Origin of the sequence: Citrobacter sp. TBCP-5362 (assembly GCF_005406305.1) — a bacterium.
Taxonomy (GTDB): Bacteria; Pseudomonadota; Gammaproteobacteria; order Enterobacterales; family Enterobacteriaceae; genus Citrobacter_B; species Citrobacter_B koseri.
Genome location: NZ_CP040234.1, coordinates 1,347,826 through 1,373,074, shown reverse-complemented (window position 1 = coordinate 1,373,074; position 25,249 = coordinate 1,347,826). Strand labels below are relative to the sequence as shown.

Annotated in this window: 19 protein-coding genes and 1 pseudogene; 8 read left to right on the top strand and 12 right to left on the bottom strand. The window is 54.2% G+C overall.

Annotated features, from left to right (window positions below; all coding sequences use genetic code 11):
* Nucleotides 1-51: 51 nt before the first annotated feature.
* The 3 genes and pseudogenes from FD428_RS06660 to FD428_RS06655 form a co-directional block, all read right to left on the bottom strand.
* On the bottom strand, nucleotides 52-3,525 hold the full coding sequence (locus tag FD428_RS06660; RefSeq protein WP_223849125.1) for an autotransporter outer membrane beta-barrel domain-containing protein: 3,474 nt from the start codon (nucleotides 3,523-3,525) through the stop codon (nucleotides 52-54).
* A 174-nt stretch (nucleotides 3,526-3,699) separates the two neighbouring features.
* Nucleotides 3,700-3,927, bottom strand: a pseudogene (locus FD428_RS21945) (hypothetical protein); the annotation flags it as partial.
* Nucleotides 3,928-4,647: 720 nt separating this feature from the next.
* Nucleotides 4,648-4,866, bottom strand: coding sequence for a hypothetical protein (locus tag FD428_RS06655; RefSeq protein ID WP_123907460.1), 219 nt, complete (start codon nucleotides 4,864-4,866; stop codon nucleotides 4,648-4,650).
* Between the two features lie 147 nt (nucleotides 4,867-5,013).
* On the opposite strand from FD428_RS06655, the gene lpxP reads away from it, so the two are divergent.
* Complete coding sequence (gene lpxP, locus FD428_RS06650) at nucleotides 5,014-5,934, top strand: kdo(2)-lipid IV(A) palmitoleoyltransferase (protein WP_012131406.1); 921 nt, start codon at nucleotides 5,014-5,016, stop codon at nucleotides 5,932-5,934.
* 378 nt (nucleotides 5,935-6,312) lie between these two features.
* Complete coding sequence (gene ypdK, locus FD428_RS06645; protein WP_010723117.1) at nucleotides 6,313-6,384, top strand: membrane protein YpdK; 72 nt, start codon at nucleotides 6,313-6,315, stop codon at nucleotides 6,382-6,384.
* 51 nt (nucleotides 6,385-6,435) lie between these two features.
* Here ypdK and alaC read toward each other — a convergent pair whose 3' ends face one another.
* The gene (gene alaC, locus FD428_RS06640) at nucleotides 6,436-7,674 is read right to left on the bottom strand and encodes an alanine transaminase (RefSeq protein ID WP_114848267.1); all 1,239 of its coding nucleotides are present in this window, start codon (nucleotides 7,672-7,674) and stop codon (nucleotides 6,436-6,438) included.
* Between the two features lie 389 nt (nucleotides 7,675-8,063).
* Between alaC and ypdA the strand changes: the two genes are divergently transcribed.
* Genes ypdA through FD428_RS06625 form a run of 3 tightly spaced genes read left to right on the top strand, consistent with a single transcriptional unit; the run spans nucleotide 8,064 to nucleotide 11,382 of the window.
* Nucleotides 8,064-9,761 (top strand): two-component system sensor histidine kinase YpdA, encoded by a 1,698-nt coding sequence (ypdA, locus tag FD428_RS06635; protein WP_114848268.1) that lies wholly within the window; start codon nucleotides 8,064-8,066, stop codon nucleotides 9,759-9,761.
* Nucleotides 9,762-9,775: 14 nt separating this feature from the next.
* Complete coding sequence (gene ypdB, locus FD428_RS06630; RefSeq protein ID WP_012131403.1) at nucleotides 9,776-10,510, top strand: two-component system response regulator YpdB; 735 nt, start codon at nucleotides 9,776-9,778, stop codon at nucleotides 10,508-10,510.
* A gap of 14 nt (nucleotides 10,511-10,524) precedes the next feature.
* Nucleotides 10,525-11,382 (top strand): AraC family transcriptional regulator, encoded by an 858-nt coding sequence (locus FD428_RS06625; protein ID WP_012131402.1) that lies wholly within the window; start codon nucleotides 10,525-10,527, stop codon nucleotides 11,380-11,382.
* Between the two features lie 156 nt (nucleotides 11,383-11,538).
* On the opposite strand, the gene ptsP is transcribed toward FD428_RS06625, so the two are convergent.
* The 6 genes from ptsP to glk all read right to left on the bottom strand — a co-directional run bounded on the left by ptsP (nucleotide 11,539) and on the right by glk (nucleotide 19,007).
* Nucleotides 11,539-14,034: a phosphoenolpyruvate--protein phosphotransferase gene (gene ptsP, locus FD428_RS06620; protein WP_114848269.1), complete on the bottom strand. Its 2,496-nt coding sequence runs from the start codon at nucleotides 14,032-14,034 to the stop codon at nucleotides 11,539-11,541.
* 26 nt (nucleotides 14,035-14,060) lie between these two features.
* Nucleotides 14,061-15,098, bottom strand: coding sequence for an aminopeptidase (gene ypdE, locus FD428_RS06615; RefSeq protein WP_114848270.1), 1,038 nt, complete (start codon nucleotides 15,096-15,098; stop codon nucleotides 14,061-14,063).
* On the bottom strand, nucleotides 15,098-16,183 hold the full coding sequence (gene ypdF, locus FD428_RS06610) for an aminopeptidase (RefSeq protein WP_114848271.1): 1,086 nt from the start codon (nucleotides 16,181-16,183) through the stop codon (nucleotides 15,098-15,100). The genes ypdE and ypdF overlap by 1 nt, the downstream gene beginning before the upstream one ends.
* 16 nt (nucleotides 16,184-16,199) lie before the next feature.
* A complete protein-coding gene (locus FD428_RS06605; RefSeq protein ID WP_047462213.1) occupies nucleotides 16,200-17,447 on the bottom strand; it encodes a PTS fructose transporter subunit IIC in 1,248 nt (415 codons plus the stop codon).
* Nucleotides 17,448-17,467: 20 nt separating this feature from the next.
* Nucleotides 17,468-17,794, bottom strand: a complete 327-nt coding sequence (locus FD428_RS06600; protein ID WP_047462211.1) for a PTS fructose transporter subunit IIB — start codon at nucleotides 17,792-17,794, stop codon at nucleotides 17,468-17,470.
* 247 nt (nucleotides 17,795-18,041) lie between these two features.
* A complete protein-coding gene (gene glk, locus FD428_RS06595) occupies nucleotides 18,042-19,007 on the bottom strand; it encodes a glucokinase (protein ID WP_114848272.1) in 966 nt (321 codons plus the stop codon).
* A 204-nt stretch (nucleotides 19,008-19,211) separates the two neighbouring features.
* On the opposite strand from glk, the gene FD428_RS06590 reads away from it, so the two are divergent.
* Complete coding sequence (locus FD428_RS06590; protein ID WP_114848273.1) at nucleotides 19,212-20,447, top strand: ion channel protein; 1,236 nt, start codon at nucleotides 19,212-19,214, stop codon at nucleotides 20,445-20,447.
* 13 nt (nucleotides 20,448-20,460) lie between these two features.
* Here the strand turns inward: FD428_RS06590 and FD428_RS06585 are convergent, their stop codons facing one another.
* Complete coding sequence (locus tag FD428_RS06585; RefSeq protein ID WP_114848274.1) at nucleotides 20,461-22,116, bottom strand: alpha-keto acid decarboxylase family protein; 1,656 nt, start codon at nucleotides 22,114-22,116, stop codon at nucleotides 20,461-20,463.
* A gap of 182 nt (nucleotides 22,117-22,298) precedes the next feature.
* Here FD428_RS06585 and mgrA point away from each other — a divergent pair, with 182 nt between their 5' ends.
* Both mgrA and ypeC read left to right on the top strand, forming a co-directional pair.
* Nucleotides 22,299-23,297 (top strand): L-glyceraldehyde 3-phosphate reductase, encoded by a 999-nt coding sequence (gene mgrA / locus FD428_RS06580; RefSeq protein ID WP_114848275.1) that lies wholly within the window; start codon nucleotides 22,299-22,301, stop codon nucleotides 23,295-23,297.
* Between the two features lie 124 nt (nucleotides 23,298-23,421).
* On the top strand, nucleotides 23,422-23,742 hold the full coding sequence (gene ypeC / locus FD428_RS06575) for a DUF2502 domain-containing protein YpeC (protein ID WP_024130138.1): 321 nt from the start codon (nucleotides 23,422-23,424) through the stop codon (nucleotides 23,740-23,742).
* A gap of 100 nt (nucleotides 23,743-23,842) precedes the next feature.
* Here the strand turns inward: ypeC and FD428_RS06570 are convergent, their stop codons facing one another.
* Nucleotides 23,843-25,081: an Nramp family divalent metal transporter gene (locus FD428_RS06570; RefSeq protein ID WP_024130137.1), complete on the bottom strand. Its 1,239-nt coding sequence runs from the start codon at nucleotides 25,079-25,081 to the stop codon at nucleotides 23,843-23,845.
* Nucleotides 25,082-25,249: the final 168 nt, after the last annotated feature.

The window sequence follows — 25,249 nt, the reverse complement described above, 5'->3', positions numbered from 1 at the left end:
ATAAAGATGAGAACTCACGACAGAAAAAGGGGGCACGACGCCCCCTTTCTGCTATTTAAAGTTATATTTAATCCCTATCATTGCTGAGGTGTCATTGTATCCTTTATCGCCCAGCTGGACGCCGACATTCCCCCAGACATTGAGTTGTGGATTAATTTGTCCCTCAACGCCCGTTTTTATTTCACCCAGATTACGCGCGCCTTCCTGCCGGATGCTGACACCATCCATTTTTGTGCCGAAATCGCGCGTATTGTGGAGCCAGTTCACTTCCACGAACGGCTGGAACTCGCGTGCTTTGCCTTCATCAATCGCGCTGTGGCCTTTCAGGAAAGTACGGACGCCCAGTCGGGTCTGAACGTTGCCGTCCCCTTCACCGCTGATACGTGTGCCATTCGATTCACGATGATCGTCAGCTTCGACGCCCATCCAAATGGCCTGCGCCTGCGGCTGGATAAACCATTCATTTTTAGAGCCCTTACTTCCTGCAAATTCACCCAGCTTGTGGGTGTACCCCAGCTCCAGCGACCCGGTGATCCCTTTGGATTTGTACGATTCGCTCTGAATATCCTGGCCTTTGACGCTGTTATTAAACCAGCTGTACTGTGCCCATGAATCCAGATAAGCGCCCTGATGCGTTTCATCATTGGCATACCACGTTGCATACACCCCGGCGCTGTAGCCGTTCACGGAACCGTCAGAGCGATACCCTGTCGATGAGGAGCGCGTGTTGCTGCTGTTGTGTCCATATCCGGCCATGACGCCAAGGTGCCAGCGATCCAGTCCGTCGCCGCTCCAGCGGGCAACATCACCCCCTACCTGCATCACATAGCGGTTACTCTGGGTTTTAAGCTGACCGGAGCTGTCCCGCCAGGCATTATGCCCGCCCGCCTGACGCATCCACATGCTGGTGACTTTCTTCTCGCCCGTCAGCGCGTCAATGTACTGCGTTTCGCCAAGACGATCGTGAAGCCGCGTGACAAACAGCGTATTGGCTGCCGCCAGGTTAGCTGTCCAGGAGCCCGGTTCAGGACGGATATCAGGTTCAGGTTTCGGGCCCGGCCCCGGATTTGGATCTGTCTTATGACTGGTTAAATACCAGTTACCGTTGTTGTCGCCCTGACCACGAGCCAGTGAATAATCATACGCCCCGGCCACAATCCTGCCGTCCTGCGTAAACTCACCGTCGGACTGACCATCAACATGAATCACTTCAATGCCATCGATCGTCTGCGCGCCAGAACCGCCAGCATTCGTCACGCTGACGCCGGTTGTGCCAGAGGTGTTTCCTTTAACAATCAGTTTATCCGTGACGGAATTATCATCATTCAACGCGGTATTCAGATGAAGATGACCGCCATCTCCCTGATAGTTCCCGTTTACCACAAGCTGATTACCGGCATCTTTACCTTTGCTTCCGGTCCAGATATCGCCGCTGTTCGTCAGATTGCCGCCTACGGTAAAGCTGACAGGTGAAGAAGCCGCTCTGCGAGCCGCGCTGAGGTCATCGCCAATCAATAACGTGCCCTGGTTAGCCATATTTCCGGCTACGCCGCCAAACCCGGATAAGCGCCCGTCTTTCCCGATATTGACCTGATGACTGGCCAGCGTGAACGCGTTATCCGCGCTGCCCAGAGTCAGACCACCGGCATTGATATCCGTCGCGCCGGTCCACTGGGCGCTGTCGCTAAGCGTGACGTTGCCGCTGCCATTCTTCACCACGCTCCCGCTGCCTGTAACACCGTTCTCCAGCGACCAGTTTTCGTGAGTGTTCAGCACAAACTTACCGGCATTCTGAATCGCGGAGGTGCCTAACTGCTGCGCGGAAGAGGCCGTCAGCGTGGAGTCGTTGTCGATGTCGAAGGTCCCGGCAAAATGGCTATTGTTGCCAGCAAGCACCACATCACTGGCATCCAGTGCGACTTTCCCGGCATCGCTGATGCTGTTGTACAGCACGCCCGTGGCGTTGCTCAGATTAAGCAGCCCGGCGGCAACAATATCTCCGGTTCCCAGCCCCAGCGTATTATCCAGCACCGCCGTCGCGCCCTGAGCAATCGTGGTCGTCGCCTTCAGCCCCGTATTCGCCCCGGAGACATTCAGGGTTCCGCCTGCAACGGTGAGCTCCCCGTCGCCCGTCAGTACGCCAGATGCTTCACCGCCGTTTGTCAGCGTCAGATGACCGCCGTTCAGATCGGTCAGAGAGCCGCTTTCAGCCGTGAGCTTGCCGATGGTTTGTGAATGACCGCGCATATCAAACCCGGTATCGCCAGCCAGTTTCAGCTCGCGGGTATTTCCCAGCACGTTATCGTTCAGCATCGCCAGATTACCGCTGCGCACATCGGTGACGCCGCTGTAATCATTGTCCATATTCGACAGCGTCACCGTCTGGCCTTTCTGGCTGTCAAACGCCAGATCGCCGCTGCCGGTCACTCTGGCGCTCAGGTCAGCCGCGTTGCCACTTTTCCCGTTCGCATCAAGGATAAGCGCATCGACGTCTTTACCCAGCAAATCGACCTGGGTCAGGCCATAGCTGACATAAAGTCCGTCATCGCTGTCACCGCCGGTCAGACGATAGTCATACGTTCCTTTCGCCACCACCACGCCATTCTGGGCGATATCGGCTTCAACAGCATCACTGATAGCATTACTGCTCTGGTCAGTTAGCGTTAAATTACCACCGTTACCGACAACGCCTCCGTCACTGGACACAAGTTGAACAAGAATATTGTTGTTATCCTGTTCCAGAAGAGGGATATGAGTATCCGGCGTTGGTCTGTCGTTACTGAAGGCCGCTCCCGTTGTAACCTGTACGGTTCCCTGACCTGAAATATCCAGTATTCCTGTGGTATGTACGGTATTTTCTGTCGTCGTCTGGCCCGGAATAATATCGCCAAAAACCAGCGTACCGCCGTCAAAGGCAAGTCCATCAATAACCTGCTGTCCTGGCCCCACTTTAACTGTCGCTCCCTGGCCCACCTTTAGCCACATAGTTTTCAGCGCAGCTGTATTCGTATCTGCAAGGTGAAATAAGGTCTCTTTAAGCGCCAGAATGCCGCTGAAATTATCGGTCAATGAAGAGGAGTTAAAATCAAAAATATTCCCCCCGGTATTCACTGCAAGCGTACCCTGCCCCGTCAGCAGGTTAATAAACTGCCAGTCATGATCGGTATTAATCGCCAGTGTGCCGCCAGTAACCGCAATATCACTGGAGCCGATATTTTTTTGTTCTGAAATAACCAGCGTGGCAGGAGCACCAATATTAAAGTCCCCCTGATAAGCTGAGTTATCACCAGACAGCGCAGAAACTCCGCTTAACGCATTTATTGCCCCATTACCGCTGATATCTGCCCCAAGGGAAAAATCACTGCTGGTATGATTCAGAGTCAGTACGCCATTTCCGGAACCAAAAATAATTTTTTGAGCGTCGATCATTCCCGCAGCGACAGCATTCTCGCCCGCTCTGGCACCGGTTGCTAATTCCCCTAAAGAACCTGCACTGTTCGCAATACGGATTTCCGGAGCGCTCAACGTTCCGTTATCGGAAGCAACCGCGGTTCCTCTTCCAGCAAGTCCAACGGTTAATATGCCCCCCGCAGAGACTATTGAATCCGTTCCATCAACTTTAAGCAGGTTATCGTAGACCTTCGTTTCCGCCTGGTTTCCTACCTGAATAGTAGCTTCGGCGCGAGTAACCCCGCCATTCGATGTGATGAGGCTTCCAGAGCCATATGTTCCAACAATAATTCGACTGGCAGTCCTGAGCTCACTTCCTTTACCGTCAACATTAACGATGCCAAAAGTCTCCGCAGATGTTGCTCTTCGTCCACCAATCCATATTCCACCGAATGATATGCTCGGATCTTCATGATAAAATTTACCGCCATCAGTGATATTCAGTACACCGCTTCCGGCGCCAGCGCCAACCTGCATGGCACTGGTTCCCACAGATACAGTAACGATACTCCCCTCACCAGAAACATTGAGCGTACCAGTCCCCCCCTTGCTTTGAGTACTGGAAACATCTGTTGTACCGCCAATATCCAAAGGATAAGAATAACTGGAAGCCCTGATTGTCAATTTTCCACCATCGACAACATTTACGATTCCATTGGAACCGGCTCTGCCAATCTTTAATAGATCAGTTTGTACTTCACCACCGCGAATAATATTCAGGATACCGTTAGTTTCATATCCTACATTCGTGGAGGAGGTATCACTCCATAAATAATCAATTGTGCTTTCCTGATTATTGTTGATATTTGTCGCCACCGCGTTTGTTGCGCATAACGCAGAAACAACAGCAAGAAACACTTTACTCAGTTGCATAAGAGACCAACTTTAAGCTCACGGTTAATCATGAATACTTAAACTCTGCTATAGCAGGATACGAGCTACGCTGACGGGAGCTCATCCACCCCAGGTAATACCTGGGCTATGACGCAGATGTAAAAGCCGTAACCAGAATAAAAGTCAGTTAAGCTGCGAAGCAGAAACAAACCCCTACTCAGAGGAGTTCTATTATTATACAAAATATCAATTAGATCGACAAAAACGATCAATATCATAACTTCAATAGGAAATAACAATCAAAAATACATAGATCGATCGTCACCGGCGATCGGAAATTTAAAAAATACCAATAAAAAAACCTTATATTTCAGTATGAAAAACAGAAAAATGAATAAAATAAGAGGAAGAGTGGAAATGCAGTGTCAGTACCTGATATTTCAGACTGTGTGATGTGGGTAATGCCATGGCAAGCAGCACATTCGCGTCATCCTTCACCCCCATCAAAAAATATTTACGCATCTTAATTAATAATTTCTGGCTGATATTAATCCCCCGGTGGTACATTAGTTGTCCAAGCATTCATGCCCCTCGTGGTTTTGTCCTGACTAAGCTTTACACTCTTTACAGGAACCATTGTCGTACATGATGGCCTAACTATCGTGAGTGTACCGCTGCGGACAATGAATCTTCTGCGATACATATTGTTCGTATCAACAGAGGGTATTTATGTTCCCACAATGCAAATTTTCTCGTGCGTTACTGCACCCGCGCTACTGGCTTACCTGGTTTGGTCTTACTGTACTCTGGTTACTGGTGCTGCTTCCCTACCCCGTTTTACGCTTCCTGGGTACGCGAACCGGCAGACTTGCCCGTCCCTTTCTGAAACGTCGCGAATCCATCGCCCGTAAGAATCTTGAGCTTTGCTTCCCCAATCTGACGCCGGAAGAAAGGGAAAAGATGATAGTGGAGAACTTCCACTCCCTCGGAATGGCACTTATTGAAACGGGTATGGCGTGGTTCTGGCCTGATAAGCGGGTACGTAAATGGTTTGATGTGGACGGTCTGGATAACCTCACACAGGCGCAAGCGCAAAAACGCGGTGTGATGGTCGTAGGCGTCCACTTTATGTCGCTGGAATTAGGCGGTCGGGTCATGGGGCTGTGCCAGCCGATGATGGCGACATACCGCCCGCACAATAACTCGCTGATGGAGTGGGTTCAGACGCGGGGTCGCATGCGTTCAAATAAAGCGATGATTGGGCGCAACAATCTGCGCGGCATCGTCGGCGCGCTGAAAAAAGGTGAAGCCGTATGGTTCGCCCCGGATCAGGATTACGGCCGTAAAGGCAGTTCATTTGCCCCCTTCTTCGCGGTCAAAGACGTCGCAACGACTAACGGCACCTATGTGTTATCCCGCCTTTCCGGCGCAGCGATGCTGACCGTCACCATGATCAGAAAAGGTGATAACTCAGGTTATCGTCTGTACATCACGCCAGAAATGGAAGGCTACCCGGAAGAAGAGAACCAAGCGGCAGCCTATATGAACAAGATTATTGAGAAAGAGATTATGCGCGCACCTGAGCAATATCTCTGGATCCATCGTCGTTTCAAAACGCGCCCTTTAGGGGAAGCATCGTTGTATGTTTAAAAAAGGCCGCAAGGCCTTTTTTATTGCCCGGCGCTATCTTTCCTTCCAATATCCCTGTTAACCATCTGGTTTTTATGTGACTTTTTCTGAACAGCAATAGCGTCGCTGAATAGCAATTTATTACCGTCAGAAATTAAACTGTCGCCGAATCACGACAGTTGTAAGTTACTAAAAGTAAATAAAAAAATGCCTCTTGTCTCGCCTCATTTTTAGGCGTACATTAGCGCCGTCTGGAGCAATAACGCACAGAATTCTGAGGTGATGCCACAAGAAAGACGGAGAACATTCTCAATCTCATTCTGGCGGGCACCAGCTCTCTATACACAGGTAAATTTAAGTTCATTTAGGCGTGCTTAAAGCGACGCGGAGAGATGAAACGTGAAATATTTCTTTATGGGCATTTCATTTATGGTCATCGTTTGGGCCGGTACTTTTGCCCTGATGATCTAAATTGAGAAGATGCAGCAAAAAACAGGAGCCAGATGGCTCCTGTTTGCTTTTCTACTCGGTACCTTCTGTTACCGATTTCGCCCCCACAGGCAGCAGACCGTCTGCGCGGAACATGGTCTTAATACCTCTGATCGCCTGACGTATACGATCCCGGTTTTCTATCAGCGCGAAACGCACATGGGTGTCGCCGTAGTCGCCGAAACCGATCCCCGGCGACACGCACACTTTGGCGTCGTTAAGCAGCTTTTTCGCAAATTCCAGCGACCCCATTGCCGCGTACTGCTCCGGTATTTTTGCCCAGACATACATCGAGGCTTTTGGCATTTCGACCATCCATCCGGCTTCATGCAAGCCTTTCACCAGTACGTCACGGCGACGTTTATACTGCTCAGCGATATCACGCACGCACTGTTGATCGCCTTCCAGCGCGGCAATCGCCGCCACCTGTAACGGCGTGAAGGTTCCGTAATCGTGGTAGCTCTTAATCCGCGACAGCGCGCTGACTAACGTCTGGTTGCCCACCATAAAGCCAATGCGCCAGCCCGCCATGTTGTAACTTTTCGACAGGGTGAAAAACTCCACCGCCACGTCGCGCGCGCCCGGCACCTGCATAATTGACGGCGCTTTCCAGCCGTCATATACGATATCGGCATAGGCCAGATCGTGGACCACCAGCACGTCGTAGCGTTTGGCCAGCGCAACCACTTTTTCGAAGAATTCTAACTCAACGCACTGTGCCGTCGGGTTGGAGGGGAAACCAAGAATCATCATCTTCGGTTTCGGGTAGCTTTCACGGATCGCGCGTTCCAGCTCGTTGAAGAAATCCACGCCTTCCACCAGCGGAACCGAACGTACCTGCGCGCCAGCGATGACGGCGCCATAAATATGGATGGGATAACTGGGGTTCGGCACCAGCACGGTATCGCCATGATCGAGGGTTGCCAGCATCAGGTGCGCTAACCCTTCTTTCGAACCAATAGTGACGATCGCTTCCGTTTCTGGATCGATATCCACGTCGTAACGTTCCTGATACCAGCGGGAGATCGCCCGGCGTAAACGCGGGATACCGCGTGAGGTCGAGTAACCATGCGTATCCGGGCGTTGAGCCACCGTACAGAGTTTCTCGACGATATGAGGAGGCGTTGCCCCATCCGGGTTCCCCATGCTGAAGTCGATAATATCTTCGCCACGCCGACGCGCAGCCATCTTCAGCTCAGCGGTAATGTTAAAAACGTAGGGAGGGAGACGATCAATACGCGTAAAGCGACGTTCAGGGCGGGTATCAGCCATAGTATCCTCAGATTCACGTTAGCGCCCGGACCGTCCGAGCGACGCTGCCACGACCGTGGCATGCTTAGAAAATAGCCTGAAAAAAATCCTCCTGTCGAGAGGCAAACGAAAATATTTTTCATCGGCTTAAAAGGGGAATACTAAAAAGAAAACGGGAATACTCAGCAAAATACCGCCCATAACAACCATCAATTAATTAACATTTTGATATCAATAAAATTACCTTAAGGCGTTCCTCATCCTGGTGAGGTCTTGTCATTTCTCTAACAAAAGATCAATCCCCTTTTAATGTTATGGTTTTTCCTCATTAACAGCGCCACATCAGCGGGCTGGTCATATGGGTGCGGGTTACCTATCATAGTGGTTTAACCCAGTCACAAGAGTCACCCGTGCACGAAATATTCAACATGCTGCTGGCGGTATTTGACCGGGCAGCGCTAATGCTGTTCTGTCTGTTTTTCCTCATCCGTATCCGCCTGTTTCGCGAACTGTTGCATAAGTCAGCGCACTCCCCGAAAGAGCTGCTCGCCGTTACCGCGATTTTCTCGATGTTCGCCCTGTTCAGCACCTGGTCCGGCGTGCCGGTCGAAGGCTCGCTGGTGAATGTTCGCATCATCGCCGTGATGTCCGGGGGCATTTTGTTTGGCCCGTGGGTCGGGATCATTACGGGTGTGATCGCCGGTATTCACCGCTACCTTATCGATATTGGCGGGGTCACTGCCGTACCGTGCTTTGTCACCAGTATTCTGGCGGGATGTATCGCGGGCTGGATAAACCGGAAAATCCCAAAAGCACAGCACTGGCGCGTAGGTATTTTGGGCGGGATGCTTTGTGAAACCTTGACCATGATTCTGGTCATTGTCTGGGCGCCGACCATCGCGCTGGGCGTAGATATCGTGTCCAAAATCGGTATCCCGATGATCCTCGGCAGCGTATGTATCGGTTTTATCGTGCTGCTGGTTCAAAGCGTGGAGGGCGAGAAAGAGGCCAGCGCCGCGCGGCAGGCCAAGCTGGCGCTGGATATCGCCAACAAAACGTTGCCGCTCTTTCGCCAGGTCAACAGCGAATCACTCCGCCAGGTGTGCGAAATCATCCGTCATGATATCCATGCCGACGCGGTAGCAATCACTAATACCGAACACGTTCTGGCCTATGTCGGCGTGGGGGAAACCAACTACCGCAATAACGATGATTTTGTCAGCCCGACCACGCAACAGGCCATCAATTACGGAAAAATCATCATTAAAAACAATGATGAAGCACACCGCACGCCGGAAATACACTCAATGCTGGTCATCCCATTATGGGAAAAGGGCATAGTGACCGGGACGCTAAAAATCTACTACTGCCACGCGCATCAGATCACCTCTTCCCTGCAAGAGATGGCGATCGGCCTGTCGCAGATTATCTCCACCCAACTGGAAGTGTCCCGCGCGGAGCAACTGCGGGAAATGGCAAATAAGGCAGAGCTGCGAGCGCTGCAAAGTAAAATTAATCCCCATTTCCTGTTTAATGCGCTGAACGCCATTTCGTCATCCATTCGGCTCAACCCGGACACCGCACGCCAGCTCATTTTTAATCTGTCACGCTATCTGCGCTATAACATTGAATTAAAAGATGATGAGCAAATTGATATCAAAAAGGAGCTGTATCAAATCAAGGACTACATCGCCATTGAGCAGGCTCGTTTTGGCGACAAGCTGACCGTCATTTATGATATTGATGAAGAGGTGAACTGCTACATTCCCAGCCTGCTTATTCAGCCGCTGGTAGAGAATGCAATCGTCCACGGTATTCAACCCTGCAAAGGAAAAGGCGTAGTGACCATCAGCGTCGCCGAATGCGGCAACCGTGTGCGAATCGCCGTCAGGGATACCGGCCACGGTATTGATCCTAAAGTAATTGAGCGGGTGGAAGCGAATGAAATGCCGGGAAATAAAATCGGCCTGCTGAATGTCCATCATCGCGTTAAGCTGTTATACGGTGAAGGGCTGCACATCCGCCGTCTGGAACCGGGCACCGAAATCGCCTTTTATGTTCCCAATCAGCGCTCCCCTGCCGCCGCACCGGCAACGTTATTGCTTTAACCCGGAGATGAGTAGTGAAAGTCATCATCGTTGAAGATGAATTCCTGGCCCAGCAAGAATTAAGCTGGCTGATAAAAGAGCATAGCCAGATGGAGATTGTCGGTACGTTTGACGACGGTCTGGACGTGCTCAAATTTCTACAGCATAACCGCGTTGACGCCATTTTTCTGGACATCAATATTCCCTCGCTGGATGGCGTACTGCTGGCGCAAAACATCAGCCAGTTCGCCCATAAGCCGTTTATTGTGTTTATTACCGCATGGAAAGAGCACGCGGTAGAGGCGTTTGAACTGGAAGCATTTGACTACATACTGAAGCCGTACCAGGAATCACGCATCGTAGGGATGCTGCAAAAACTGGAGGCCGCCTGGCAACAGCAGCAGGTCGTCGCCGTTCCCGGCAGCCCTGTCGCCCGTGAAAACGACACCATCAATCTGATCAAAGATGAGCGCATTATCGTCACGCCGATCAACGATATCTATTACGCCGAAGCGCATGAAAAGATGACGTTTGTCTACACGCGGCGGGAATCGTATGTCATGCCGATGAATATCACCGAGTTTTGCAGCAAACTGCCAGCGTCGCATTTCTTTCGCTGCCACCGCTCGTTTTGTGTGAATTTGAACAAGATCCGCGAAATCGAACCCTGGTTTAACAACACGTACATCCTGCGGCTCAAAGATCTGGAATTTGAAATCCCGGTCAGTCGGAGTAAAGTGAAAGAGTTCAGGCAGTTAATGCATTTATGACGCAGGATTAGGTGATGAAAGAGCCAGGCTTGCCCGCAGACCAACAGTTTTTTGCCGATCTGTTCAGCGGCCTGGTGTTAAACCCGCAGCGGCTGGGACGCGTCTGGTTTGCCACGCAACATACCGCTCTCCCCACAGGCAGCCTGTGTATTGATTTACCGCGTCTCGACATCGTATTGCGCGGAGAATACGGTAACCTGCTCGAAAAAAAACAGCACGCCCTGACGGAGGGGGAGATGCTGTTCATCCCCGCCAGGGCGGCAAACCTGCCCGGTAGCGATAAACCGGTGATGCTGTTAAGTCTGGTGTTTGCCCCGGCCTGGTTAGGATTATCGTTTTACGATAACCGTACCGCTTCCCTGTTACGCCCGGTGCGACGCATTGAGTTAGCGCACCAGCAGCGCGGCGAAGGGGAAGCCATGCTCACGGCTCTGACCCATCTGAGCCGCTCGCCTCAGGCGCAGGATATTATTCAGCCTCTGGTTCTCAGCCTGCTGCATCTGTGCCGTAGCGTGGTCAATACTCGCCCGGACTCACGCCGCCCGCGCTCGGAATTTCTCTATCACAGTATGTGCAACTGGGTGCAGGACAACTACGCCCGGCCACTGACGCGAGAAAGCGTGGCGCAATTTTTCAATATCACGCCGAATCACTTATCAAAACTGTTCACCCAGCACGGCACCATGAGTTTTGTCGAGTATGTTCGCTGGGTGCGAATGGCGAAGGCGCGCATCATTTTGCAGAAGTACCATCTGTCGATTAGCGAGGTGGCGGAACGTTGTGGATATCACGACAGCGACTATTTTTGCCGCCTGTTTCGCCGGCAGTTTGGCCTGACGCCGGGAGAGTACAGCGCGCGTTTTCAGGGGTAACCGCCGGATGGCGGCGTAAACGCCTTATCCGGCCTACGCGTAAAACGGATAACCGGGCGTAACCGCCGGATGCGGCGTACACGTAAAACGAATAATTGGCGTACACGTAGGCCCGGTAAGCGAAGCGCCACCGGGCATTCACTCAGACACTCAGATTCAAAACGTCAGTTCCGCCTCCAGCAGCGCCAGAAGGCTTTCGGCATCCTGAGCGGCGAACAGCGACTGACGGAAGTTTTTATTCACCAGCTTACGCGCCAGCTGCGAAAAGACTTTCACATGGTTAATCCCTTCATCAGCGCCCAGCGTCAACATAATCACCAGCTCAACCTCGCCCATCTCCGACTGCCAGTCAACAGGGCGCGCCAGCCGCGCAATGCTGATGCTGGAATGGCGTATCCACTGTGATTTGGTATGCGGGATCGCCACGCCAAAACCGACGGCAGTCGTGACAATCTCCTCACGTTGCCAGACATCCTCTTCCAGCTCAAACGGATGCTCAGTACGCCCGTTTACGCCGAGATTGCCGCAAAGAAACTGAATCACCTGCTCTTTGTTGCTCAATGACTCGCCCACAAAGATATTTTCCAGCGCCAGCAGCGGACGCACGTCTTTTTGCGGCGCAAACTGATTCAACAGCGTTTCAATCTCCTCTGCGCTACGACACTCACAGGCCTGCGCCGCAAGCGCCCGGCACGCCTGGCTGTCCATCTGCCGCAGCTGGCTTTTCACGCCAGGGATTCGCGGGCTGCTCATGCTTAATTCATCCAGTTCCAGCCCCAGCAGTAACGGTAAATATCGGCTTTCACCGCCCAGCTCGCCGCAAATCCCCACCCATTTTCCGTGCTGATGCGCCGTGCGGACGATCTGCTGCAACATGCGCAGAAATGACGGCGTAATCGGGTTATACAGCGGCGAGACGCGCGGATTATTACGATCGACGGCATACAGATACTGGGTCATATCGTTCGAGCCGATGCTAAAGAAATCCACCTCATCGCAGAAGTGATCGATGATGTAACAGACCGACGGAACTTCCACCATAATCCCCAGCGGGATCGTTGCAGCATGGCGCAGCCCGTCTCTTTTGAGTTCCACGATCGCTTTTTGCAGCTCGCTTTTAACCCACAGGATCTGATCGAGACTGTGCACCATCGGGATCATCAGTTGCGCCTGACCAAAGGTTGCCGCACGCAAAATAGCGCGAAGCTGCGTGCGAAACAGCCCGGCAAACTCAGGATAAATACGCACGGCGCGATAGCCGAGGAAAGGGTTCTCTTCCTGCGGGATATTGAGATAGCGAATATTTTTATCGCCGCCAATGTCCATCGTGCGAAAAATAACCGGCTTCTCTCCCGCCGCCAGCAGTACCTGCTGGTAGGCCTCAAACTGTTCCTGTTCGTCAGGGGCGCTGTCGCGATCCATGAACAACATTTCGGTGCGGAACAGACCGATGCCTTCCGCGCCATTGGCAAACGCGCCCGGCGCTTCCAGCGCCGTACCAATATTAGCGGCGATATCAAGACGCTGATTATCCCGGGAGAAAGCAGGCAAAGACGCTTCTCTCGCCTGTTGCTGTTGACGCTTATCCGCCAGTTGCTGCGCAATGGCGTAATAGCCGCAGACGGCGGCGTTCGGGTTAATCGCCAGCACGCCGCATTGGGCATCCAGCACCGCAGGTTGCCCGGCATAGCGACTGAGCGCGTCCAGGGGCAGCCCGCTGAGCACCGGAATCGCGGATGCGCGCGCCAGAATCAGCGTGTGCGACGTTCTGCCGGTTTTCTCCAGAATCATGCCGGACAGGTGCTGCAAATCGAGGCTCAGGAACTGGCTTGGCGTCAGATCTTCCGCCACCAGAATGGTCGGCTGTTCAAGAATCAACGTATTACGCGGGCGTCGTTCCGGCCAGGTGATATGCAGCAACTGTTCGCTAATATCACGAATATCGCTTACCCGCTCGCGTAAGTAGTCGCTTGCGGAGGACGACAGCTTGTCGCACACCTGCTCCATATTGGCGATAATCGCCGCGCCCAGCCCCTTGTGCTGCTCGTCCATCAGGCGGCGAATGTTTCCCGCAAACTCGTCATCCTGGATCAGCGACAGATGGGCGCTAAGGATCGTTTTACTTTCACCGTCACGTTCGCGAAGCTGTTGATTAAGCTGCTCCGCCAGCGTCGCCAGGCTATGTTCAAGCCGGGTGCTGTCTTCCGCGCTGGCCGGAATTGCGCGATACGCCTCCAGATTATCGTTTTGCCACAACGTGAGTACGCCAGCGCCGACGCCGTTAGCCAATACCGCGCCATACAGTAAATCGGGATTCAGTCGAACCAGCGAGCGCGGCAGCGGATGCGCCGCCAGTTCCGCAGAGGTCGGCTGAACGCTGTCACTGTCGATAAACCGGTGCTGGAGATAGGTCTCCAGAGAACGCCTGGCCTGCTCTTCATCACTGCCGCTAATGTTCAGACTGCAACTGTCGTTAAACAGCGTTCCGGTGCCGATCAGCGCCAGCGAGCTTTTCGCGTCCGCGCGCGCATTCTGGCGATGGTTAATAAACGTCACCTCGCTTTGCCACTGGCTGCACTGCTCTTTCAGTTCCCACGCCGGACGCGCATGCAGGCCATTTGGCAACGGGCAGAGAAATTGAATCGTTAACATAACAACTCCTGATTAACGCAAGACGCTCATCTGAAATCCGTAAGATGAACGACGGTCTCACGCGTAAGACGGGTAATAAGTGCCGATAAAAGTTGCTGCGTGTGGATAATGTCGCGGCAATCCGCAATGGACGCGGCGCAATGCCCGTGACGCGTGGCGGGCCCAATAACCACCGTCGGGGTTCCCGTCCCGCTCAAATGCACCGCTCCGCCATCCGTCCCTCCATTACTGAACATATCCAGTTGCAGCGGCAGACCGGAGTCGCTGGCGACGCTTTCAACCCAGGCGGTCAGTTTGGGCGGCGCGATGAGTGACTTATCGGCAAGCACCAGCATCGGCCCTTTACCGATCTGCCGATGATTCGCCGCGCCATAATCAAAGTTTTTCGCCCAGCAGGCGGTGTCCAGCACGATAGCGATATCGGGAGCAACCGCGCGAGCGGCCGTTTGCCCGCCGCGCAACCCGACCTCTTCGCTGGAGCTGGCTACCAGCCAGACCTCGGCGGGCAGCGCTGCGTCATGCCATTCACGCAGCAGCATGATCAACAAGTAGCACCCCAGTCGGTCATCAAATGCTTTCCCCATTACCCGCTGGTGTGGCAGCACCTGAAACGCAGAGTCAAAAGTAACGCGATCGCCAGGTCGAACGCCCGCCTGGATCACCTCATCATATGAGCGTGCGCCAATATCGACCCGCAAGGCGCCAACCTCATTTCCATTACGCTCGCCATCCAGCAAACCGGGAATTTTACTGTCTTCCCGCGTGGTAATACGCACGGGCTGGAGCTGGCGGGCCGCCATACGCACGTTGCCGACCGGCAACACATCGATCGCCCCTTCCGACGAGATACTGCGCACAATAAACCCCACCTCATCCATGTGCGCGCAGATCATCACTTTCGGCCCATCGGACTCATTAAGACGGATCAGCACCGATCCCAGCCCGTCAAAGCACACCTCTTTGTGCAGACGATCCGCTTCCTCCAGTAAGATCTGGCGCACTTCCTGCTCTGAGGAGGCAATGGCATCTGCCTCGCTCAGGGCTTTTAACAGCGATAAATCCATTATGCTTCTCCCGTGAGCAATACTGTTTTCGGCATCGTGTAGAGCACTTCCGCGCCGTCTTCCGTGACCAGTACGACATCTTCAATACGCACGCCGCCCTGCCCCGGCAGATAAATGCCCGGCTCTACGGTCAGCAACATACCTGCGGCAAGTCGGGTGGTATCCGTTGGTGAAAAGCGCGGCGCTTCATGCACCTCAATGCCGATAGCATGCCCGGTGTTGTGGCCGAAATAATCGCCATAGCCCGCCGCCTCAATCACCCGACGAGCCGCAGCATCCACCGCCTGGCAGCACACGCCCGGACGAATGGCGGCAATCGCCGCCTGCTGCGCCTCAAGAACCGTCAGGTAAACGGCGAACAGCGGATGAGATGCGACGGGCGCATCCTGCCCGCTCACGAGGAATGTTCGCGTCATATCCGAACAATACCCCTGATATTGCGCCCCAAAATCCAGGGTAATAAATTCACCCGCCGCGACGATTTTTTCGCTGGCTTTACCGTGGGGTAACGCCCCACGCCAGCCGCTGGCGACGATGGTGTCAAAAGAGGCTTTTTCCGCCCCCTGCTGGCGCATAAACCACTCCAGCTCCGCGGCAATTTCTCGTTCGCGAAGACCGGGGCGAATAAAACGGCGGATATGCTCCGCGCTGCAATCGGCAATCCGGCAGGCCTCGCGTATCAACGCTATTTCCTGTGCCGTTTTGATCTGTCGCAGCGCGTCCGGCGACGCGCTCACCAGCTTCGCCCGCAGCCTTTCCTGCCAGCGTTGCGCGCAATCCCAACTCACCTGCGCGCCTTCAAAACCAATGACCTGCAATTGCTCGTCGTCGATTATCTGGTTCACAATGGAAGTCAGCGTCTGCGACCCGGCCAACAGATGCAGTTGATCGCCATGCGCTCGCGCTTCAACGTCAGCGTAATAGCGGCCATCCACCAGCAGATGCGCGCTTTTATGCGTGATAAAAACAAACCCGGCGCTGCTGGAAATCCCCAAATGCGGTTGCTTGTTCTGCCGGGATGAAATCAATACCGCATCCAGGCGTTGTTCCACCAGCCACTGGCGAAGCGATGAACGTAACGTCATGATGTCATTCCTTTTTTCAGAGGCTTTCAATCAGCAGTTTGCCTCTGCGATACATCATGTGACGCAGGAAAACGACCATCAGCGCCGTGATCACCGCCCCTAACACGATCCCCGCCATATAGACGCCAAGATTGCTCACCAGCGGCCATGCCCAAATCGCAGACTCAGGGAACCACTGCACGGCGCCCAGCCAGACGGCGGTTGTCGAGCCGACAATCGCGCCCACCATATACGAAGGGATTGCCGTGATCGGGCTTTCCAGCGCGAAAGGAATCGCTCCCTCGCTGATCCCCATAAACGCCAGGAACATCGCGGTTTTGCCTTGCGGATACAGTTGCGCGTTAAACAGGCGTTTACCGGTTAAACGACGATCGAGAATCGTTGCCAGCCCCAGACCAATCGGCGGGATCACAATCGCGATAGAACGCGCAGTGACGGGTAAAACGTGATCGGTAGTGAAACTAAAAGCGACAAATCCTGCGGCCTTGTTAATCGGGCCGCCGAGGTCGATCGCCGTTGCCGCCGAGATCCCCATCGCATACATCAGCGTTCCTTTTTCACCCGCCGCCGTCAGCAGCGTGCGGATACCGCCGTTGATCCATCCGCCAAACGGCGTGATCACGTAGTACATCGCCAGCATCACAAAAATGGCGGACAAAATGGGCAGCAAAAAGGTGGTTTTGAAGGCCAGTAAGAAATCAGGCAACTGGATTTTTTGATTCATCCACTTCACCAGATAGCCCGCGACAATCGAGATAATCAGCGCCCCGATGAACGTTGACGGTACGGGCGCGGTCGTTACCCATTGCAGGCTGGCCGGGTCAAAATTCAGTATCTGGGTTGGCTGGGTGGACATTAAGCCGCCGATGAATCCTGCGGGAAAGGCCAGCTTACCGCCGATAGAGTTAGCGACAAACGCCGCGAACATTGGAATCGCAAAGCCAAACAACACGCCGCCAAAGGATTGCGATAGCCAGGCGAATTTCAGTAATGAGAGGTTAAAACCGTCGAATTTTCCGCTATTCAGCGCATCCATAATGCCGGTATCTGCGGGAATTTTCAGCCAGCTATAGGCAATCAGCTGGCTGAAAGCGAGAATCACCCCACCCATGATTAACGTGGGCACCATGCGCGAAATACCCGACATGACGTGCTGCGGAAGTTCGCCCCAGAAGCTGTTACGGGAGGCCGGAGGGGTTTTTATTGCCGCTGCCGCACCGGATGCGCCAGGCACAACGGTTGCACTGCGTTTTTTAATGGCCATATGTGTATCCCTGTCGAAAATTATTGTTGCTCTGCCGCAATCATCTCTTCGATTTCTTTAATGATACCGGCGGCGTTTTTTATCGCGTCCTGGAGCGTAATTTCATACACATCGCGCGACTCAAACCGTTCATTGTCTTCGGGGGTAACGGCAACGGAATGGATAATTAGCGTCGCCTCAGCGATATCCTGCGCCGTCAGGCGATTCTGGATGCCGTCCGCCCCCTGGGTTTCAATTTTCACCTCGTATCCCGCTTCAACCGCCGCCTCTTCCAGCGCCTGAGCCGCCATAAATGTGTGGGCCAGCCCCATCGGGCATGCGCAAACAGCAATAAGTTTTTTCGCCATAACAGACTCCTCCAGATAGTTAACGAGAGAAATTATGGCGGTGAGAGCCTGCGCATTGTTATCAGACAAATAATGCTTTTACTGGACAAATAATCCCGTTAAACAGAAATGTGACGGGCGTCGGAAAGGTCGGCGACGGGCACAAAAAAACCGCGTCAGTGACGCGGTTTAAGGCCGGATAATGCAGGCAACGACTGTCATGCCCTGCCTGATGGCGCTAACGCGTATCAGGCCTGCCGATCTTCAATTACAGAATTTGCCCTAACGTCTGGCGCAGATGCGCGCCGGAGCCGAGCAGACCGGGATTATCATGCACAATCAGGTAAACCGGAATATCCTGAACGTAGGCTTTGAAACGGCCTTTGTCTTCAAACCCGCCACGAAAGCCGGAGGCTTTAAAGAACTCCAGGAAGCGCGGCACGATGCCGCCCGCAATATAGACGCCGCCAAACGTGCCCAGCGTCAATGCCAGATTACCGCCAAAACGGCCCATAATGACGCAAAACAGCGACAGCGCACGACGAGAGTCAATGCAGGTATCCGCCAGCGCGCGTTCGGTAATATCTTTCGGTTGCAGATTTTCCGGCAGACGGCCATCAGATTTGACGATAGCACGATACAGATTCACCAGCCCTGGCCCCGACAACACGCGCTCGGCGGAGACGTGACCAATTTCCGCACGCAGTTCTTCGAGAATAATGCCTTCCTCTTCGCTGTTCGGCGCGAAGTCAACGTGACCGCCCTCGCCCGGCAGGCTGATCCAGCGTTTATCGACATGGACCAAGTGCGCCACCCCTAATCCGGTTCCGGCGCCGTAAACGGCAATCGGTTTGCCGGCAACCGGTTCCGCGCCGCCGAACTGGATCAGATGCTCTTTGCGCAGCATCGGGATCGCCATCGACACGGCGGTAAAATCGTTGATGATTTCCAGATGGCTAAAGCCAAGGTTCTTTTTCATCTCCGCAATAGAAAATGCCCAGGTGTGGTTGGTCATCGCCACCCAGTCACCGGTGATCGGGCAGGCGATAGCGATACAGCCGTCTTCCACCCTGGCGTTATGCTCGTCCAGATACACGCACACCACGGCTTCGAGGCTCGGATAATCCAGCCCGGAATAGGTTTTCGCCTGCGAAATCTCCCCGCTGGTCATATCGCACAGAGCAAGACGCGCGTTGGTGCCGCCTACATCACCTACTAAAGCATATTTTGTCATTCTTCTACTGCTCCGCTAAAGTCAGAATAAATCTTTGCCACACTGTAAATTCATGGGGGCATAACAACAACGGTCGAGAGACGAGCTCCCCAAAAATATCGATCTGCATCACATAATTACTTTATCGTTTCAGCACCATTTGCAGCGATGCCATCGGGCAGGCTGTGCAAACTAAGCATATGACTCAGTATTAAGGAATAGATCATGCTCCATCCGCGAGCCAGAACGATGCTGTTATTATCGCTTCCCGCACTCATTATTGGCATTGCCTCCAGTCTGGTATTGATCGCCGTGATGAAAGTCGCCTCCGTTTTACAGCGCCTGCTGTGGGAGCAAATCCCCGTCAGCTTAGGCATTGCTCATGATTCCCCCGTCTGGATTATCGGCATGCTCACGTTTACCGGGATCATGGTCGGGCTTGTCATCCGCTACAGCCCTGGGCATGCGGGCCCGGACCCGGCGACCGAACCGCTGATCGGCGCGCCGATCAGCCCTGTTGCGCTTCCGGGCCTGCTGATCGCGCTCATCCTCGGCCTGGCAGGCGGAGTAAGCCTGGGGCCGGAGCATCCCATTATGGCGGTGAATATCGCGCTGGCCGTCGCTATCGGCGCTCGCCTTTTCCCACGCATAGGGGCGCTGGACTGGACGATCCTGGCTTCCGCAGGCACTATCGGCGCGCTGTTCGGCACCCCTGTCGCCGCCGCGCTGATTTTCTCGCAAACCCTGAACAGCTCTGACGATACGCCCTTGTGGGATCGTCTGTTCGCTCCGCTGATGGCGGCAGCCGCAGGATCGTTAACCACCAGCCTGTTCTTCCATCCACACTTCTCTTTGCCGATTGCGCACTACACGCAAATGCGGCTGAGCGATATTTTCAGCGGCGCAGTGGTGGCGGCCATTGCGATTGCGGCGGGTATGGTGGCGGTATGGTGTTTACCACGTCTGCATTCGTTGGTGCATCGTCTGAAAAATCCGGTACTTATTCTCGGTATCGGTGGTTTTATGCTGGGGATTCTGGGCGTATTGGGCGGGCCGCTGACTCTCTTTAAAGGACTGGACGAGATGCAGCAGCTGGCGTTCAGCCAAACGCTGGGCGCCACGGACTACTTTATGCTGGCGATCGTTAAGCTGGGCGCGCTGGTTATCGCCGCCGCCTGCGGTTTCCGGGGCGGGCGTATCTTCCCGGCGGTCTTTGTGGGCGTGGCGCTGGGTCTGATGCTGCACGCGCATGTTGAAGCGGTTCCGGCGGCAATTACCGTCTCATGCGCGATTCTGGGGCTGATGCTGGTCGTAACCCGTGACGGCTGGCTGAGTCTGTTTATGGCCGCAGTCGTCGTACCGGACACCACCCTGCTTCCGCTGTTGTGCATCGTTATGCTTCCCGCCTGGCTCCTGCTGGCAGGCAAGCCGATGATGGCCGCCAACCGCCACGACAGATAACCAGCCACCGCGTTTACTCCCCGTTGCGCGATTCCAGCGCGCGGGTGACGGTACGCAGCAATTCCGGCAAATCGGCTTTCGGCAGCACGACCTCAATCAGCGAAAGCCGCTGCGGGGATTTCAGGCGCGCCAGCACTTCCTCCAGCTGGATAGCCTGCGTTACCCGCCAGCACTCCGCCTGACAGTTCGCACTGAGCGCCTGCGGAACCTGCGTCCAGTTCCATCCGGCGATATCGTTATAACGCTGGTTCGCCCCATGAATGGCGCGCTCCACGGTATAGCCATCGTTATTGAGCAGCAGAATGACCGGCGACTGTCCATCCCGCATCATCGACCCCAGTTCCTGAATCGTCAGCTGCGCCGCGCCGTCTCCGGTAATCAGAATCACTCGCCGTTCCGGGCAGGCGGTTTGCGCGCCAAAGGCGGCGGGCAAAGCATAGCCGATTGATCCCCAAAGCGGTTGCACCAGCACGTCCGCGCCAGCAGGCAGTGAAAGATCCGCCGCGCCAAACGCGGCGGTTCCCTGATCGGCAAGGATAATATCGCCCGGCAGCAGGTACGCCTGTACCGTATGCCAGAAGTTTTCTTGCGTCAGCGCCCCTTTCTCAATATGGCCGCCGGGCGCATGCGCCGGGGTCGAAGGAGGCGAAAATGAAAGTTCCAGACATAACTCGCGCAACGTAGTGACCGCCTGCTCCATCGACAGACCGCTGAACCAGCTATTCCCGACGCGCGAAGCATGCGGCTGGATTTCAATCGTGCGTTCCTGCGGCAGTTGCTGTGTGAAGCCCGCCGTCAGCGTATCGACAAACCGGGTGCCAACGCAGATAACGGTATCAGCCTCTTCAATCGCCTGACGCACCGATTCACTGCTGGCTCCGGCGCTGTATGTACCGACAAAATTCGGGTGCTGCTCATCAAACAGCCCTTTGCCCATGAGCAGCGTCGCGTGCGCTATTGGCGTTTCCGCCATCCAGCGTTGTAAAACTGGCTGCAAGCCAAAACGCAAGGCGAGAAAGTCTGCCAGCAGCGCCACGCGCGGGCTGTTCATCAGCCGCTGGCGCGCGCGATAGCGAAACGCCGCCACCGTGTCATTTTCCCCTTCAGCACGGTCAGGTGTGAGAACGTTTACAGGAGGGACAGCAGGTCGTTTTGCCACATCCGCCGGTAACATCAGATAGCCGGGTCTGCGCATCGTCAGCATTTCGCGTAATACGCGGTCGATTTCATAACAGGCGTTCTGTTCATTCAACACGGCGCTGGCGGCCGTTACAGCCTGGCTTATACGGTAAAAATGCTGAAAGTCGCCATCGCCGAGAGTGTGATGCATCAGTTCGCCCCGCCGCTGTGCGCCGCTGCATGGCGCGCCGACAATATGCAGCACGGGAACGTACTCTGCGTAGCTTCCCGCCAGGCCATTAAGCGCGCTTAACTCCCCTACGCCGAAAGTGGTCAACAACGCCCCTGCCCCGGCTAACCGGGCGTAGCCATCAGCCGCATAGGCGGCATTCAGCTCATTCGCGCACCCTACCCAGCATACGTCACGATGCGCAATCACATGGTCAAGAAACTGCAAATTATAATCGCCCGGCACACCAAAAAGATGCCCGATACCGCAGCCTGCCAGTCTGTCCAGCAGGTAATCCGCAACGGAATATGGGGTTTGCATGACAGCTATCCTTCTGACGGTAACCTCATGTTGAGTATTAAAGAACTGTGATAGCTGTCCAGAAAAGCTGCTGCAAAAGGGGTGGAAAGCAGGATTTACAGTTTTTCACGGTGTAATCTCATTGAATAACAATCCGTGTAAACGTATACACTGGAAACTCACGTCATTCAGAGGGCAACAACATGGTTTATCGGGCCGATGAAAATCGCTACCAGACAATGGAGTATCGCCGCTGCGGTCAGAGCGGTTTAAAGCTCCCCGCCATTTCACTTGGGCTATGGCACAATTTCGGTGATACCACTCAGGTAGAGAACAGCCGGGCGCTGCTACAGCGTGCTTTTGATCTGGGAATTACCCATTTTGATCTCGCGAATAATTACGGCCCGCCGCCAGGCTCAGCAGAGCGCCATTTTGGCCGTATCCTACAGGAAGATTTTTTACCGTGGCGCGATGAACTGATCATTTCCACTAAAGCGGGTTATACCATGTGGGATGGCCCTTACGGTGACTGGGGTTCGCGCAAGTATTTGATAGCCAGCCTCGATCAAAGCCTGAAACGTCTGGGGCTGGAGTATGTCGATATCTTCTATCACCACCGCCCTGACCCAGAAACGCCGCTCAAAGAGACGATGAAAGCGCTGGATCATATTGTTCGTCAGGGAAAAGCGCTGTACGTCGGGATTTCCAACTATCCGGCGGATCTGGCCAGACAGGCCATTGAGATCCTGGACGACCTGGGCACGCCGTGCCTGATTCACCAGCCCAAATACTCGATGTTCGAGCGCTGGGTCGAAGACGGCTTGCTGGCCTTATTGCAGGAGAAAGGCGTTGGCAGTATCGCCTTTTCACCGCTGGCGGGCGGGCAATTAACCGATCGTTATCTCAACGGCATTCCGGCTGATTCCCGGGCCGCCAGCGGAAGCCGCTTCCTTAACCCGGATCAGATTACCCCGGAGAAACTGGAAAAAGTGCGCCAGTTAAATGCGCTGGCCGGACGTCGGGGGCAAAAACTGTCCCAGATGGCGCTGGCCTGGGTGCTGCGCGACGACAAAGTGACGTCAGTGCTGATTGGCGCCAGCAAGACCGCGCAAATTGAAGATGCCGTGGGGATGCTGGCGAATCGTCATTTTTCTCCCGCCGAATGCGCAGAAATCAACGCAATCCTGAACGGCGGCCAATAATCACTTTTTAGCAAAAAGTGCTCTCACTCATGATTTAAGAGTTAAGGCGATGAAACGGGGCTTTACCGCCCCGTAATATTGCGTTAACAGGCCGATTACGGCTCGATCGTGAAGGAGAAAAAGAATGTTCAGGTCACTGATTCTGGCGGCAGCCTTATTGGCTTTTACACCGCTTGCCGCGAACGCTGGCGAAATCACCCTGTTGCCATCGATAAAATTACAAATTGGCGATCGCGATAATTACGGTAACTACTGGGACGGCAGATACTGGCGCGACCGGGATTACTGGCACCACCATTATGAATGGCGTAAAAATCGCTGGTGGCGACACGATAATGGCTATCATCGCGGCTGGGATAAGCGCAAAGCCTATGAACGCGGCTACCGCGAAGGCTGGCGCGATCGCGACCACCACCCTGGCCGGGGTCACGGACACCGTCATTAAAAATAGCCCCGTTCAAACGGGGCTATTTTCGAATTGTGTTTTTATCAGCAATACCGATTCAACCATTTCTCTTAACTTCCCTGGCTATACGGTCTTCAAATCACAACCCCAGCGCGGTTCCTACCAGCAACCAGATATTCAGCGCCACCACCAGCACCACAATCATCCAGCCGATGTACTTGACCCATTGGGTATTCACCAGATCGCCCATCAATGTGCGATCGCTGGTAAAAATCAATAACGGCACCAACGCCAGCGCAATGCCGAAACTCAGCAGGACCTGGCTCATCACCAGGATTCGGGTTGGATCAAGCCCCATAAGAATAACGATAAACGACGGCATCATCGTGATGGTGCGGCGTACCCACAGCGGAATGTGGAAGCGAACAAATCCCTGCATCACAACCTGCCCCGCCAGCGTACCGACCACGGTGGAAGAGAGCCCCGCCGCAACCAGGCTCAGGCCGAACACCGTCGCCGCAGCATGGCTAAGCAGCGGTTCCAGCGTCAGATACGCCTGATCAAGATCGGCAATACCGGTATGCCCGCTAAAATGGAACGCGGCGGCAGCGGTCGCCATCATCGCCAGGTTCACGAACCCTGCAATCGTCATCGCTATCGCCACATCCCATTTAGTGGCAGCATAGCGCTGCTGCCGGGAGCCGCCGTGCAGATGCTGCGTTAAAGAAGAGTGCAGATAGATAACGTGGGGCATGATGGTCGCGCCCAGCACCCCGGCGGCCAGAAATACCGCCTCAGAGTTCGGCAGGCTGGGGATTATCATCCCTTTGCTCAGCTGCGCCAGGCTTGGCTGCGAAAAAATCAGTTCCACAATATAGGCTGCGGCCACAAACAGCAGTAATCCGCCAATCACTTTTTCCAGCGGTTTTTGCCCACGACGCTGCAACATCAGAATCAGGAATGTGGCGATACCCGTCAGCACCGCCCCCTGCAACAGGGAGATACCGAGAATGAGCTTAAAGCCGATCGCTGCCCCGATAAATTCCGCTAAGTCGGTGGCCATCGCGATGATTTCCGCCTGAACCCAATAGAACCAGACGACAGGGCGCGGGTAATGATCGCGAATTTGCTCCGCCAGGTTTTTGCTTGTCGCAATCCCCAGTTTGGCCGACAGAACCTGGATGAGCATCGCCATCAGGTTCGCCCAGACAACCACCCACAGCAATTTATAGCCAAAGCTGGCTCCGGCCTGAATATTGGTCGCAAAGTTACCGGGATCGATGTATCCGATCGCGGCGATGAACGCCGGGCCCATCAATGCGAGCCTTAACTTGCGCGCCGCTCGTCCACTACTGCTTTCAACGCGATCGTTTGTCATCTTTTGCCTCAGAAACATAGCCTTTGCTATGTTTTATGCTATGTTTATTGAGAATGATTATCAAGTGCATTTTAATGGGTAACGTTGATATCTCTGATAGCGCCAGGCTATGGGCCAGCAAGGGAGGGTCGAAAAACAAAACCAGGTTGTTTGTTAATTGTATGAGAT

Coding starts and splice junctions, on each gene's coding strand:
- FD428_RS06655 (WP_123907460.1), bottom strand. CDS start 4,866: ATGCTTGGACAACTAATGTACCACCGGGGGATTAATATCAGCCAGAAA.
- lpxP (WP_012131406.1), top strand. CDS start 5,014: ATGTTCCCACAATGCAAATTTTCTCGTGCGTTACTGCACCCGCGCTAC.
- alaC (WP_114848267.1), bottom strand. CDS start 7,674: ATGGCTGATACCCGCCCTGAACGTCGCTTTACGCGTATTGATCGTCTC.
- FD428_RS06625 (WP_012131402.1), top strand. CDS start 10,525: ATGAAAGAGCCAGGCTTGCCCGCAGACCAACAGTTTTTTGCCGATCTG.
- ptsP (WP_114848269.1), bottom strand. CDS start 14,034: ATGTTAACGATTCAATTTCTCTGCCCGTTGCCAAATGGCCTGCATGCG.
- ypdE (WP_114848270.1), bottom strand. CDS start 15,098: ATGGATTTATCGCTGTTAAAAGCCCTGAGCGAGGCAGATGCCATTGCC.
- ypdF (WP_114848271.1), bottom strand. CDS start 16,183: ATGACGTTACGTTCATCGCTTCGCCAGTGGCTGGTGGAACAACGCCTG.
- FD428_RS06605 (WP_047462213.1), bottom strand. CDS start 17,447: ATGGCCATTAAAAAACGCAGTGCAACCGTTGTGCCTGGCGCATCCGGT.
- FD428_RS06600 (WP_047462211.1), bottom strand. CDS start 17,794: ATGGCGAAAAAACTTATTGCTGTTTGCGCATGCCCGATGGGGCTGGCC.
- glk (WP_114848272.1), bottom strand. CDS start 19,007: ATGACAAAATATGCTTTAGTAGGTGATGTAGGCGGCACCAACGCGCGT.
- FD428_RS06590 (WP_114848273.1), top strand. CDS start 19,212: ATGCTCCATCCGCGAGCCAGAACGATGCTGTTATTATCGCTTCCCGCA.
- FD428_RS06585 (WP_114848274.1), bottom strand. CDS start 22,116: ATGCAAACCCCATATTCCGTTGCGGATTACCTGCTGGACAGACTGGCA.
- mgrA (WP_114848275.1), top strand. CDS start 22,299: ATGGTTTATCGGGCCGATGAAAATCGCTACCAGACAATGGAGTATCGC.
- ypeC (WP_024130138.1), top strand. CDS start 23,422: ATGTTCAGGTCACTGATTCTGGCGGCAGCCTTATTGGCTTTTACACCG.
- FD428_RS06570 (WP_024130137.1), bottom strand. CDS start 25,081: ATGACAAACGATCGCGTTGAAAGCAGTAGTGGACGAGCGGCGCGCAAG.